At 69.9% G+C, this 12,212-nt stretch carries 15 protein-coding genes; 3 read left to right on the top strand and 12 right to left on the bottom strand.

Features of this window, described 5'->3' with window-relative positions:
• Positions 1–560: 560 nt before the first annotated feature.
• Together ACQPYE_RS19210 and ACQPYE_RS19205 are read left to right on the top strand one after the other, a co-directional pair.
• Positions 561–1,307: an alpha/beta fold hydrolase gene (locus ACQPYE_RS19210; protein WP_498713006.1), complete on the top strand. Its 747-nt coding sequence runs from the start codon at positions 561–563 to the stop codon at positions 1,305–1,307.
• 81 nt (positions 1,308–1,388) lie between these two features.
• Positions 1,389–1,553, top strand: coding sequence for a winged helix-turn-helix domain-containing protein (locus ACQPYE_RS19205; protein ID WP_498713004.1), 165 nt, complete (start codon positions 1,389–1,391; stop codon positions 1,551–1,553).
• A 189-nt stretch (positions 1,554–1,742) separates the two neighbouring features.
• Here the strand turns inward: ACQPYE_RS19205 and ACQPYE_RS19200 are convergent, their stop codons facing one another.
• The 7 genes from ACQPYE_RS19200 to ACQPYE_RS19170 form a co-directional block, all read right to left on the bottom strand.
• Entirely contained in the window at positions 1,743–2,336 is a 594-nt protein-coding gene (locus tag ACQPYE_RS19200) for an NADPH-dependent FMN reductase (RefSeq protein WP_498713002.1), read from the bottom strand.
• Positions 2,337–2,345: 9 nt separating this feature from the next.
• Complete coding sequence (locus tag ACQPYE_RS19195; protein ID WP_498713000.1) at positions 2,346–2,888, bottom strand: NUDIX hydrolase; 543 nt, start codon at positions 2,886–2,888, stop codon at positions 2,346–2,348.
• Positions 2,889–2,894: 6 nt separating this feature from the next.
• The gene (locus ACQPYE_RS19190) at positions 2,895–4,208 is read right to left on the bottom strand and encodes an NtaA/DmoA family FMN-dependent monooxygenase (protein WP_498712999.1); all 1,314 of its coding nucleotides are present in this window, start codon (positions 4,206–4,208) and stop codon (positions 2,895–2,897) included.
• Between the two features lie 21 nt (positions 4,209–4,229).
• Positions 4,230–5,033 carry a creatininase family protein gene (locus ACQPYE_RS19185; protein ID WP_498712998.1) on the bottom strand — a complete coding sequence of 268 codons (804 nt, stop codon included), beginning with the start codon at positions 5,031–5,033 and terminating at the stop codon, positions 4,230–4,232.
• On the bottom strand, positions 5,030–5,905 hold the full coding sequence (locus ACQPYE_RS19180; RefSeq protein ID WP_498712996.1) for a beta/alpha barrel domain-containing protein: 876 nt from the start codon (positions 5,903–5,905) through the stop codon (positions 5,030–5,032). The genes ACQPYE_RS19185 and ACQPYE_RS19180 overlap by 4 nt, the downstream gene beginning before the upstream one ends.
• Positions 5,906–5,920: 15 nt before the next feature.
• Positions 5,921–6,478, bottom strand: a complete 558-nt coding sequence (locus ACQPYE_RS19175; protein WP_498722813.1) for a nucleoside 2-deoxyribosyltransferase — start codon at positions 6,476–6,478, stop codon at positions 5,921–5,923.
• A 195-nt stretch (positions 6,479–6,673) separates the two neighbouring features.
• Positions 6,674–8,338: an MFS transporter gene (locus ACQPYE_RS19170; protein WP_498722812.1), complete on the bottom strand. Its 1,665-nt coding sequence runs from the start codon at positions 8,336–8,338 to the stop codon at positions 6,674–6,676.
• A 171-nt stretch (positions 8,339–8,509) separates the two neighbouring features.
• On the opposite strand from ACQPYE_RS19170, the gene ACQPYE_RS19165 reads away from it, so the two are divergent.
• Positions 8,510–8,887 (top strand): winged helix-turn-helix transcriptional regulator, encoded by a 378-nt coding sequence (locus tag ACQPYE_RS19165; RefSeq protein ID WP_498722811.1) that lies wholly within the window; start codon positions 8,510–8,512, stop codon positions 8,885–8,887.
• Positions 8,888–9,065: 178 nt separating this feature from the next.
• On the opposite strand, the gene ACQPYE_RS19160 is transcribed toward ACQPYE_RS19165, so the two are convergent.
• Genes ACQPYE_RS19160 through ACQPYE_RS19140 form a run of 5 tightly spaced genes read right to left on the bottom strand, consistent with a single transcriptional unit; the run spans position 9,066 to position 12,209 of the window.
• Positions 9,066–9,437, bottom strand: coding sequence for a holo-ACP synthase (locus tag ACQPYE_RS19160; protein ID WP_498722810.1), 372 nt, complete (start codon positions 9,435–9,437; stop codon positions 9,066–9,068).
• On the bottom strand, positions 9,434–10,594 hold the full coding sequence (locus ACQPYE_RS19155; protein ID WP_498722809.1) for an acyl-CoA dehydrogenase family protein: 1,161 nt from the start codon (positions 10,592–10,594) through the stop codon (positions 9,434–9,436). The genes ACQPYE_RS19160 and ACQPYE_RS19155 overlap by 4 nt, the downstream gene beginning before the upstream one ends.
• Complete coding sequence (locus ACQPYE_RS19150; protein ID WP_498722808.1) at positions 10,591–11,154, bottom strand: acyl-CoA dehydrogenase family protein; 564 nt, start codon at positions 11,152–11,154, stop codon at positions 10,591–10,593. The genes ACQPYE_RS19155 and ACQPYE_RS19150 overlap by 4 nt, the downstream gene beginning before the upstream one ends.
• Positions 11,151–11,948 carry a hypothetical protein gene (locus ACQPYE_RS19145; protein ID WP_498722807.1) on the bottom strand — a complete coding sequence of 266 codons (798 nt, stop codon included), beginning with the start codon at positions 11,946–11,948 and terminating at the stop codon, positions 11,151–11,153. Before ACQPYE_RS19145 ends, ACQPYE_RS19150 begins: the two co-directional genes overlap by 4 nt.
• Positions 11,949–12,209, bottom strand: coding sequence for an acyl carrier protein (locus ACQPYE_RS19140; protein WP_498722806.1), 261 nt, complete (start codon positions 12,207–12,209; stop codon positions 11,949–11,951).
• Positions 12,210–12,212 lie beyond the last annotated feature (3 nt).

Here is a 12,212-nt window from a genome sequence, read left to right as displayed (position 1 = left end):
CGCGATCAGGTTCGATCCTCGCCAGTCCCGGAGGGCTGGCGCTGCCACGGGGGGCGCAGCAGGTGTGGCGGTTCATCGCGGCCAGCATGCGAGCGTGCCTTGGTGGTCGTGTCCCTGCTGTGCAAGGTGACCTGAAGGTTGCCATCCAACCCGTCGGCCCGGACTTTCATCCTAAAGCACTGACCGCCCAGCTCGCTAAATTCCCAGGCTCGAGCACCCGGTCGCCAAGCCGGCCCAGGCCCTCGACGCGCCACCGGACCAGTACCGCCGCGAAGTAGGACGATCGGACCATTCTCGACAATAGGGCCAGCCGCAGGGTTCACAGTGGAGCCGGCACCACCACAAGTCGATGGTTGGCCTGATCGTTGACTGAGTGGAAAATTCCTAGGCTTCTTGTCGTGGCCGAACACTTGATCCTCCTGCATCGCAAAGCGATCGCACTCGCTTCTGCAGTTCTCCTCGCGGCGTCGATCGGGGCGTGCTCTACGCAGACCGCCGCGAGCAGTTCCCCGTCCAGCACGCCGACCGGCGCGTCTACGTTCGCGTCCGAGACGCGCAAGGTGACGAACGCCGAGCACGACCTGGTCTTCCACGTCGTGGACGGCAAGCTGCCGGCTCTAGTCCTGGACGCGGGCGGCGGCCTGGACTCGTCGTACTGGAAGGACCTGGCGCCGCGACTGGCGGAAGCCACGGGGTCGAAGATCATCACCTACGACCGGGCGAACGAGGGTGAGAGCGACGAGGTCTCGGGCCCGTGGCGGGTGGAGAACGCGGTCTCGGATCTGGAGGCCGGCCTCACGTCGTTGGGGGTGACCGAGGACGTGGTGCTGGTCTCGCACTCGATCGCGGGTGAGGTCGCCACCACCTTCGTGAACAAGAACCCCGGCTGGGTGTCCGGCGCGGTCCTCGTCGACGCGAACGTCCCCGACTTCTTCACCGATGAGATGTTGACGGCGTTCGCACCGCTCGTCGAGCAGCAGCGCACCGCCCTGATGGCACAGCCTTCGACCAGGAAGAACCGCCAAATGCTCGCGGTGATGGTCGACTACGCCGCCGTCCACCGCGTCTTCCACGAGCTGTCCTGGCCGAAGGACGTGCCGGTGACCGCGATCGTGGCGTCCCGGACCCCGTTCGCGGACTCCCCCGCCGCGGCGGAACTGTGGCGGGACGGCCAGGCCCGCTTCGCGCAGGCCGGACCGGATCGGAAGCACGTGGTCGCCGAGGACACCTCGCACGAGGGGATCGTGACCGAACGCCCGGACATCATCGCGGACGCGGTCCAGGACGTGCTCAACACCATCCGCTGAACGCGGCAGTGGTGATCCGCTCATCGCCGACACCGAGCGGACACCACTGCACTGGATTGCTTTGCTCATAGCCGTTGCACGTTGTTCGGGGCGACGGCGGACTACGCCCCGGAGGAGTTGTTGATCGGCGGGCCGTTGTGGACCCGTCAGGCGGTGGTCGAGTTGATCCGGCTGGTCGTCGGGGTCGACATGACCGGGCAGGGCGTGGGGTTGTGGCTGCGCCGTCACGGTCCTCAAGCCCTATAACCACTTCGTCCACACCCAGACCTCCCTGCCCCACCATCCGACCGCCCAACGACAGGCGTCCGCAGGCAGGACGCGGCCAGCACAGTTCGGGCATGGGCAGCCGGAGGCGGAGCCGGTCGGGCGCACGCCGGGAACACGCGCCGCAGCCAGTTCCGCGATTCCAGACTGGGAGGACGTCGGTCCGGAACCTCAGCCGGTGGGAACGCCAGCCGCCTGAGGCTCGATCGGCAGTCCTTCCGCTCGCGCGGTGCGCAGGGCGCGGGCCCACCAGGTCAGTTCGCCGAGCATCCGCTGCGCCGCAGTCTCGGCGGTGATCCGCTCCAGCGGTTCGCCGACCTCGTCGAAGCAGGTTCGGCCGCCGTGAAAGCTCACGGTGTCCCGGACGGACACCGCGTACAGCTCCGCGAACACGAGCCGGAGGGCTTCGACGGCGCGCAGGCCGCCGGACAGGCCGCCGTAACTGACGAAGCCGACCGGCTTCCGGTGCCACTCCTGGTTGAGGCTGTCGATGGCGTGCTTGAGCAAGCCGGGGTAGCTGTGGTTGTACTCCGGCGTCACGACGACGAAGGCGTCCGAGCTGCCGACGACGCGCCGCCACCGCGGTCCTTGGGACGGGTTGGACCACAGCTGCGGGGTGATCACCTCGCCGAGGTCCACGCACGTCACGGTGAATTCGTCGTGCTCGCGCGCCTGGCGTACGAACCAGTCCGCCACGACGGGCCCGAAGCGGCCGGTGCGTGTGCTGCTGGTGAGAACGGTCAGCACCAGCGGGTCGTCATTCATGGGTGCTCCTCATCCCAGTGTCCCGATCTTCAGCTGGTCCCGTGCGACGGCCGTGTCGATGACCCCCTCCCCGTCGTCCAGCAGGCCGGCGTCGGCGAGGATGCGCCGGTCGGTGGAGTGCACGTCCAGCAGGTCTGGCCGGACCTGGGTCGTGCCGCCGCCGTTGTCTCCCGCGAACCCCTCGGGCAACAGGTGTGAGCCGTCAGCGAGGAAGGCGAACAGCAGCACGTGGTAGGCACCTGGGTCCGGCGCCAAGGCGACGACCTCGTAGTTGCCGATCGGTTCGAGCAGGTGCGGCAGAACCTCGATGCCGGTTTCCTCGAAGACCTCCCGCGCGGCGGCGTCCCGGACGAACTCACCGGGCTCGACACCGCCACCGGGAAGCATCCAGCGCCCCGCGAACGGTCCTCCTTTCTGCCGGACGAACGTCGTGGTCCCGTCGGGTCCGCGGACCACCACGACCGCCGCCGGGATGATCGACCCGTAGCGGGGGTCGCCGCGCCAGTCGGCCGCGCGCAGCGGTGACGCCGTGACCGCGTGTGCGGTGCTCATCACCGGTCAGAATTCCAGGAGCCGCCGGCGCAACGTCTGCCCCGGCTCGTAGCGTTGGCGCGCCAAGCCGCGGCGCTGGAGCGCGGGAACCAGCCCTTCGGTGACGTCGGCGATGTACCGGCGGTTGAGGCGCAGCAGCGGCGTGGTCAGCATGAACCCGTCGCCGCCGACCTCGGCCATCACCTCGCCCATCCGCTCGGCCACGGTGTCCGGCGATCCGATCAGTTCGACCGACGACACCAAGCCACCCGCGTTCTCCACCACCAACTGCCTCAGCGTCTTGCCGCTGCCCCACTGCTGGAACTGGTCCAGCGTGCCTTTCTCGCCGTTGGTCTCCAGGCGGCGGGGCAACGGCTGGTCCAGGTCGAACTCCGCGAAGTCGATCTGGGTCAGCGCGGACACCTGGACGAGGACGTCCTGGATGAACGCGGGCGCGTTCACCATGCGCTCGTGGCGTTCCCGGGCCTCGGCGTCGGTATCGCCCAGAGTCGGGGTGACGCAGAAGAGCACTTTGACCGAGTCCGGGTCGCGTCCCTCTTCGGCGGCCTTGGCGCGCACGTCGTCGCGGAACAGCTTCATCTCCTCCGGACCGTTCGCGATGGCGATCACCGAGTCGGCGTTGCGAGCGGCGAACGCCCGTCCCCGTGGTGACGCGCCCGCCTGCACGAACGCCGGCCGGTGCTGCGGCGAGGGCACCGTGTTGAGCGGACCGCGGCTGGCGAAGTACTTGCCCCGGAAGTGGATCGGCCGCACCTTGTCCGGGTCGGCGAACACCCCGCGCTCGCGGTCGAGCACCACGGCGTCCGCGTCCCACGAGTCGAACAGCTGCCGCACCAGGTCCACGTACTCGTCGGCCATCTCGTAGCGCTGCTCGCGCGGCGGCAACCTGTCCATGCCGAAGTTCTGCGCGGCCAGGTCCTCCGCGCTCGTCACGATGTTCCAGCCGAACCGTCCGCGCAGCAGGCTGTCCATCGTGGATGACAGGCGGGCCGCCATGAACGGTGGATAGGCCATAGTGGACAGCGTGGCGACGATGCCCAACTCCGTGGTGGCCTTGCCCATCGCCGCCGCGAGCGGCACCGGGTCGTGCTTGGGCGCGATCGCGGCCTGGCGCAGGGCTGCGGCTGCGCTGCCGCCGTAGGTCTCGGGGACCATCAGCTTGTCCTCGATGATCACGTAGTCGAAGCAGGCGCGCTCCAGCGCCTGCGCCACGCCGATGTGGAACTCTCCGTCCCAGGGATCGCCGCCGTTGCCGAATGGCCCCTGCCAGTCATCGGTGGTGAAGTTCAGGATGAAGGCCAGGTGAAAGGGGGTTGCCATGACGGTGTCCTTCCGATGCGGTCATGGACGTGGTCGGGAGTGGTCGCCCGCACCGGTCGCCCTGGTCAGGCCGAACCCGCGGCGGACCTCAGCGGCGGCCCGCTCGGCGACGTGGTCGAACAGCCGCTCCCCTGCCTCCGCCGAGGCGCCCGAGGTTCGCGACAGCACACCGCGGGTGCTCGCGGCGGCGGTGTCGAGGGGGTGGGCGTAGATGCCCGCGGGCGGCGGGTTCTCGTGATCGGGCCGATCGGCTCGCACCAGGTCCGGGCGCAGGTGCAGCACCAGGCTGGTCTCGGTGTGGCCGGCGTGTTCCGCGTGCCAGCCGGGGAAGTGCTCGTCCTGCTCGCGTGCCCACGCCTCGTCGACCACGCTCCACCAGCTGAACGCCAGTACCTCGCGGTCGCGCAGCGCACCGGAGACGCACGCCTCGTCCACTGCCTCCAGCAGCAGCGCCTCGTTCTCGAAGTGCCCGTTGAGCACGACCAGTCGGGCGAAGGGCAGCGGCGCCAGCGAACGCAGCGCCGCCGCGAGGTAGTGGATCAGCTCGGCGCCCGTGGCGTAGAGAGTGCCGGGAAAGGCGAGCCCTCCCCCGCTCTGGGGCAGCGAACGGGCACCGATGTGGACGGTGGGCAGGATGAAGCCGTCCAGTCTGGCCGCGAGGTCGTGGGCGAACGCCTCGGCCAGCAGTGAGTCCACGGCCAACGGCAGGTGCGGCCCGTGCTGCTCCGTGCTGCCGATCGGCCACACGAGCGTCGCGCCGCGCAGGGCGTCATGGACCTCGGCACTGGTCAACTCCGCGTACTGGCGGCCCCGGCGAGGGCTCACCGACCGACCCCGGCCGCCGCATCAGGCAGCGCCGCAACGTCGCGCACGATCCGGTCGAGCGTGCCGTACATGTCGGTGTGCAGCGCGGTGTAGACCTGCGCGACGCACGCGCCCACAGCGAGGTAGTCCCGCACGTCCTGGGCGGACTGCACGCCGCCGATGCCCAGAACCGGGGCGGTGACGCCGCTGGTGCGCAGTGTCCAGATCGCCCCGAGGACCAGCGGTTTGATGCCAGGACCGGAGTAGCCGAACACGCCGCCGAGCTCCAGTCCACCACCCACCGCGACGGCCGCAGCGGGGATGGTGTCGCTGATGCTCAACGCCGCCGCACCACCGTCCAGCGCGGCCAGCGCCCGGTCGCGCAGGCCTTCGCCGACGGCGAGCTTGACCGAGAACGGGACCGTCGTCGCGGCGCGCACGGCGTCGGCGTACGCGAACACGCGTTCCGGCGTGTCCTGCAAGCCGTCCTCCTCGTTCAGGCAGGAGATGCCCAGTTCCAGCGCGCCGCACCCCGTGCCCGCCACAGCCGCGGCCAGCTCGCCCAGTTCGGCGGGCGAGTCGGCGTGGACGGAGGCGATGACCGGGAGGCCGTCGTCGGCGAAGTCGCGCAAGTGGTCCAGCCAGTCGTCGACCGGACGCTTGGAGTAGGTGGTGCTGTTGAGCATCCCCGTGGGCAGCCGCAGGATGCGTTCATCCAGGTCGCGGGGCGGTGAGGGGTGAACGGTCTTGGTGACGACCGCGCCCGCGCCGACCTCCAGGAGTTTGCGGATGTTGCGCGCCTGGTCGGTGAGCAGGCCTGAGCCGACGACCACGGGGTTGCGCAGGCGCAGGCCCAGCACGTCGACCTCGTCGTTGGTGTGCACGGTTCGCATCTCCTCGGCTCTCGGTCAGGCGCGGGCGAAGACGACGCTGCTGCGCACGGCCTCACGCTGGCGCTTCGTGGCGCGCAGGACGTGCTCGACGAGCAGGAACGGGGTGCGCGTGAAGCGTTCGACGTCGAGCAGTTGCACGTCCCCGACCCGGTGCAGCCCTTTGAGCAGGTGGCTGGCCGACTCGACGATCGGCTGGCGGGTGAGCAGCACGATCGGCCTGCCCAACGCGGTGGCCCAGCCCAGTTCGACGTGGGTGCCGTCGGTGCGCATCAGCACGCCGTCCTCGGCCACCGGCAGCACCGGGATGAATACATCGCACTTGGACATCCAGCGCAGGTCGCGGGCAGCGACCTGCTCGGGCGTGTAGTGGGCGGTGCGGTCGCCGAAGTGCTCGACGGTGTGCGCGGAGTAGATGTTCGCCCCATAATCCCGGAGCGTTTCCATGACGAGCGTCAGCGTTTTCTCCAGATCAGACGTGAATCCGCCCGGGGACAACGCGTGTTGGATCGGTCCCCCGACGAACAAGTCCAGTCCGTCCAGGACTTCGGATCCGTTCCCGATTTCGTGTGACACGATCCGCCTTTCAGCACAGGTTCAACCGGTCGCATGGGTCGACTCTTTGTTCACACTGCTTTCTCAATCAAGTTGACCAGGGAGCCCGCGCACCGGACAGCCACCGTTAGAGTGATATAAACTTCGAATCCGGCACGGAAATGGGCACACCAATTTCCCGTCGCCACGGGGACGACGGGAGCGAATACATCGCGATCAGGTGCGGATCGTACGGCCGGGCCCGGCCCGCAACCACGCGAAAGTCAGCGCCGCCACACCCAGCAGCAATACCGCACCGGCGCCGAAGGCGAACCTGATGCCGAGCTCGTACGCCTCGGCCGCCGAGGCGAGCAGGGTCATCCCCTCATCGTCGGGCAGCTCCGCGGCGGCCTGCTCCGCAGCGGCGACGGACGACCGGGCGGCCGCGGCCTGATCGGGGTCGAGGGACTGGGGAACGGGCAGGGACAACCGGTAGACCAGAGCCACCACGCTGCCCAGCACCGCGACGCCCATCCCCGAGGACAGTTCGAACGACGTCTCCTGGATCGCTGCGGCCTCACCCGCCCGCTCGGGCCGCACCGCAGCCGTGATCGAGTCCGCGCCCGTGGTCATGACGATCCCCGCGCCGAACCCGGCGACCACCAGGACCCCTGCCAGAACCGCGTAGTGAGCCTCGACTGGACCTAGCGCGAAAATCGCCAGGCCGAGGCCGAACACCACGGGTGCCGAGGTCATCGTCGCGCGATGGCCGAGCCTGGCCGCGATCCACGGCGCGGCGGTAGCCCCGACGGCGTTGGCGACGGCCAACGGCACGATCGCCAGACCTGCGGTCAGCGGGCTCAGGTGCCGAGACTCCTGCAACCACTGCATCAGCAGGAACAACATCGCGACGTACGAACCGAAGCATGCGAACACCGCCACCACCGCCACGCTGAACCGCCGGTTGCGGAACAGGGACAGGTCCAGCAGCGGGTGCGCGATGCGCCGTTGCCGCAGCACGAACCAGACCAGCACCGCCGCCCCCGCCAGACCGCCGACCACGACCACGGGAGTCAGTCCGTCCGGCGCAGTGGCCTGCTTCAAGCCGTAGGCGAACCCGCCGAGGCCGATCACCGACAGGATCACGCTCAGCGCGTCCCACCGGCGCGGCATCGGGTTGTGCGACTCGGGGATCACCCACATGCCCACGGCCAGCACGGCCACGACCACCGGCACGTTGACCAGGAACACCGAGCTCCAGTGGAAGTGTTCGACCAGCAGGCCGCCGATCAACGGACCGAGGGTGGTGCCCACGCTGTGCGAGGCGGTCCACAAGCCGATGGCGAAGGCGCGCTGTCGGTCATCGGTGAAGACGTTGCGGATGATCGCGACCGTCGCCGCCATGATCAGGGCGGTGCCCACGCCCAACAGCGCCCGCGCCCCGATCAGTTGTCCCGTCGTCCGCGCGAACGACGCGGCCAGCGACGCGGCGCCGAACAACGCGAACCCGCTCAGCGCGATCCGCTTGCGGCCCAACCTGTCGGCCAGTGAGCCGCACACGATCAGCAACGCGGCCACGACCAGGGAGTACACGTCCACGATCCACAGCAGCGCCGGTCCGCTGGGATTCAAGTCCCGAGCCAGATCGGGCACCGCGACGTGCAGCACGGTCAGGTCGAGGCCGGCAAGCAGCAGGCTCGTGCACAGGACGGCCAGGACGAGCCAGCGCCGTCCCTCTCGCGGGGGACTGACCGCGGAAGGACTGATTGGAGTCACCGTCCTGTTCTCACGGAAAATGCGGCACGGGTCAAGTAGTGGACTTGTTGTGCCTAAGTTACAACCGGTATACCACCGCTGGTGGGAACCGACGCAGGGAAGCGGTGTGAACCGGATCTCATTCACATCGTAAGCGGTAGACAACGGATGTGACTTACTCCGAACGTGGCGCCCGATCACTCGAACCGTGGCACCTGTCATCACACAGCGACACCGTCGAGTATTGCCTACGGCTCAACGAACGCCAGCGCGCGGGAACGACCCGAGGCAAGACGATCGCCGCGCTACACTGAGGACATGAGGCAGGTACGGGTGAGGGTTCGCGAAAAAGTCGACGACGTAGCCGAGTTCTGCAACGTCGAAGTGGCTTTCGCCGTCGTCGGCGGCAAATGGAAGATGCTGATCGTCAAATACCTCCTCCCGAATCCGCTGCGCTTCGGCGAGCTTCGCCGCGCCATGCCGTCGGTGACCCAGCGAATGCTGACCCGACAACTCCGCGAACTGGAAGAAGACGGTCTCATCCGCCGCACCGTGCACGCCGAGGTGCCGCCGCGCACCGAGTACGAGTTGACCGAGCTGGGGCGTTCGCTGGATCCGATCATCGAGGGCCTTGACGAGTGGGGCCGGCGTTACCGCGATGAGGCCGGCGCCCCACAGCTCCGAGCGACGAGCTGATGACCGTTCGAGTCCCGGTCGACGGGGACTGCGGGAAGCCGGGACCGTTCCGCGCCTTGATCGGTCGGCTCAGGCGTGGGCCGGCTTTGAGCGGCGGCGTCGAGCGCGAGCACGTTCTGACCGGGTCGCGGCCTGGTGGTGGGGATTCGGCCGGTCCGCCTGGGTGGGCGCCGGCAGGTCAGCAGGGTTTGACCGGCACGGCGAAGGCCACCGCCACCACCAAGTCGGCCTTGTGCGTGATGGACACGGCGATGCCGTCCAGGCACGCCTCCGCGGCGCGGTGGGCGGCCACCGAGGACAGGCGGACCTGTGGCGCGCCCGGCGGGATCTCGATCTGGCAGGGTCGGACGCCTCCCGCGAAGCCCGAACCCAAGGCCTTCGCCACGGCCTCCTTGGCCGCGAACCGGCCCGCCAGGAACTCGGCGGACCGGGTCGGCCCGAGCCGCAGCGCGGCGGACAGCTCGACCTCTGTGTAGGCGTAGGAGCGAAACCACGCACGGTCCAGCAGGCGGGTCAGGTCTGTGACGCTCAGTAGGTCGATGCCGATCACGACGCCGACACCCCGGGGTAACCGCCGTTGAGCACGCCCTGGAAGACCGCCAACCGCTGGATGTTGCCGGTTCCCTCCATGAACTCGAAGCCGCGGGCGTCGCGGTAGAGCTTGTCCAGCAGCGGGTCGGTCAGCAGCGACGCCGGACCCAGCAGGTCCGCGGCCAACCGGGTGGCGTCCTCGGCCAGCTCGGTCGCGGCGACCTTCACCGCCGCGACGTGGTCGGCGCGCACGGTGCCCGCGTCGACGTCGGCGGCGACCGCGTAGGTGCGTCGGCGGGCCAGTTCGACCCGGTCCCGCGCTTCGGCCAGGCGCAGCCGCCCCCACCTGGTGAGCGTCGGGCGGACGTCCGCGACGTGGTCGAGCGCGGCGCGGGCGACGCCGAGCACCATGCCCGCCAGCACCGGCCGGAACCGCTGGAACGTCTTGATCGCGCCGATCAACCCGCGTCGGGTCGGGCGGCGGTCCAGACCCAGCACCTGCTCACGGGGCACCCTGACGCCGTCGAACGTAATGGCGGAGATGGCCGAGCCGCGCAGTCCCACCAGCGGGATCGTCTCGGCGTGGAAACCCGGCGCGGACGTGTCGACCAGGACGGCCTCGATGCCCAGCGGACCCGGTGCACGGCGCGCGAACACCACGCCCAGCTGGGAGTACGCGGCGTTGCCCACCCAGCGCTTCTCCCCGTGCAGGACGAAATCGTCCCCGTCGGGGACCAACCGGGTCTCCAGCTCCGCCGCCGCCGAGCCCTTGGCGGGCTCGGTCAGCGCGAAGAACGTCCACGTGGGGCGGACCGCGACGCGGTCGAAGTAGTCGTGACGCTGCTGCTCGTCGCCCAGCGCGGCGACGGTGACCCCCGACATCAACGGTCCGGGGCAGGACAGCACGAACCCGGCGTCGCCGTAGCTCAGCTCCTCGATCGCGACGGTGTGCTCCAGGCAGGACGTCATGTCGTAGACCTCGCCGTCGATCGCGTACGGCTCGGCGAGGTGCTCGGTCGGGATGCCGCACCCGCTCATCAGCGCGACGGCGGGTTGGTCGATCCACGGGTCGATGCGCCGCGGCGCGCGGTCCAGTGCCAGGCCGATCTCGCGCAACGGCTTGGCGATGTCCACGCAGTGCGCACGCAGGGCGATGACGCGGCGGGTGTCGGTCACGGCTGCTCCCCTGTCAGGTAGACGCGGCCCAGCAGTTCGCACACGTACAGCACTCCGCCCGGCCCGTCCGCGGCCATGCTGCTCGCCCCGTACAGCTTGAGCAGCGCGCGGCCGGCCTCCGCCAGCCCGCGCTCCGCGACGTCCCAGCGCGGTCCGCCGGGCAGGTCCAGCATTCCCGCCGCCTCCGCGATGGCCAGCGCGATGTCCGCGACAGAGCCCTGGACCAGCTGGCGGTGCAACAAGTCCGCGCCGCCGGAGGTGCGACCGCCGAGCCGGGCGACGGCGTCGGACAGCATCTCGCGCACGGTCTGCAGGTGCAGCCGGGCCAGTCCCTCTCGGAATGTCGCCAGCTCGGTGTCCGTGCTGGGCACGCCGGTCGGGGTCGCCGCGAAGAGGCCTGACCCGTCGGACAGGACCGTGCCGTCCGGGATCCGGTGGACCGACGCCACCGCGTGTCCGCTGGGCGCCACCACCAGACCGGTCGGCGCGGCGTGGTCGTGGTGGGTGTCCAGGGCCTCGGCGAACACCGCGGTCCTGGTCGGTTGGACGGCCGTGGTCATGCGTCCTCCGTGGTCAGGACGGCCAGGTAGCCCCGCCTGGTGTCCGGGTCGACATCGCAGAGCACGACGGTCCGGTAGTCGGCCTGCCATTCCCGCCACCATCGGCCCAGTGCGAGCCACACGCTGGTGCAGTGGCTGCCCCGGTCGACCCGGTGGGTGTCCGGCGCGTTCGGCCGCCGCTCCACGTTCGGGCCGGTGACCAGCAGGGTGCCCGGCCCGGCCAGGTCGTCCAGGCGTGCGCCGGTCGCCGCCGGGTCGGGCAGTTCGGCGATCTCCGTCACCCGCGGGCCACCGCGCACGCCGAACCGCAGCAGCACGCCCGAGTCGACCAGGGGTGTTCCGTGGACGCGGTGGTGGTGGGCAGGCAGCGTGGTCTGCTCCAGCACGGCCAGCACCGCCTCGGTGGCCCGGTCGCGCCGCTGGAACGCCGCGATCAGCCGCAACGCGGTGAACGGGGCGGCCAAGCCCTGCTGGGAGATGCCGAAGCTGTGCTCGGCCCCACCGCCCAACCGCCGGGTCAGGTGCGGCCCCACGGTGGTGAACGGGTGCAGGTCGGGCAACGAGTGCGCGATCACCACCAGCTCCGGTCGGGCCTCGCCCACCGCCGATCCGTCGAGCAGTGCGTCGACCAGGTCGCGGTGCGTCACACCCGGTCCGGCGCGCAGCAGGTCGAGGTCGGGTTCGGCCCCGGTGAGCGCCAGCACGTCGCGGTGGAAGTCCACGATCTGCCGCCCGATCTCCTCGGACGCGACGATCGGGCCCGTCACGGTCGCGGCGTCCAGGAGGGCAGGCACCTACGCCCCCGCCGGGGTGTGCTGGGCGAGCACGTAGTCGGCAAGCGTGCCGATGGACTCGAAGTCGTCCATGTCCAGGTTCTCGGGGTCCACCGAGATGCCGACCGCGTCCTCCAGCGCCATCAGCAGCTCCAACACCGACGTCGAGTCCAGGTGCAGCTCGTCGAACAGCCTGGTGCTGTCGCTGGTCCCGGAGACGTCCCGCTCCAGCACCTCGCTCAACGCGGCCTGCACGGCGACGATCACGGTCTGGCGGTCCATGTC

Origin of the sequence: Actinosynnema sp. CA-299493 (assembly GCF_050946825.1) — a bacterium.
Classification (GTDB): domain Bacteria; phylum Actinomycetota; class Actinomycetes; order Mycobacteriales; family Pseudonocardiaceae; genus Actinosynnema.
The sequence above is the reverse complement of the archived record's forward strand: the minus strand, read 5'-3'. Positions and strand labels throughout refer to the sequence as shown.

What these genes read in the sequence shown, in the direction of transcription:
- ACQPYE_RS19150 (WP_498722808.1), bottom strand. Translation starts at nt 11,154, where the DNA reads ATGACCACGGCCGTCCAACCGACCAGGACCGCGGTGTTCGCCGAGGCC.
- ACQPYE_RS19165 (WP_498722811.1), top strand. Translation starts at nt 8,510, where the DNA reads ATGAGGCAGGTACGGGTGAGGGTTCGCGAAAAAGTCGACGACGTAGCC.
- ACQPYE_RS19180 (WP_498712996.1), bottom strand. Translation starts at nt 5,905, where the DNA reads ATGCGAACCGTGCACACCAACGACGAGGTCGACGTGCTGGGCCTGCGC.
- ACQPYE_RS19140 (WP_498722806.1), bottom strand. Translation starts at nt 12,209, where the DNA reads ATGGACCGCCAGACCGTGATCGTCGCCGTGCAGGCCGCGTTGAGCGAG.
- ACQPYE_RS19190 (WP_498712999.1), bottom strand. Translation starts at nt 4,208, where the DNA reads ATGGCAACCCCCTTTCACCTGGCCTTCATCCTGAACTTCACCACCGAT.
- ACQPYE_RS19200 (WP_498713002.1), bottom strand. Translation starts at nt 2,336, where the DNA reads ATGAATGACGACCCGCTGGTGCTGACCGTTCTCACCAGCAGCACACGC.
- ACQPYE_RS19195 (WP_498713000.1), bottom strand. Translation starts at nt 2,888, where the DNA reads ATGAGCACCGCACACGCGGTCACGGCGTCACCGCTGCGCGCGGCCGAC.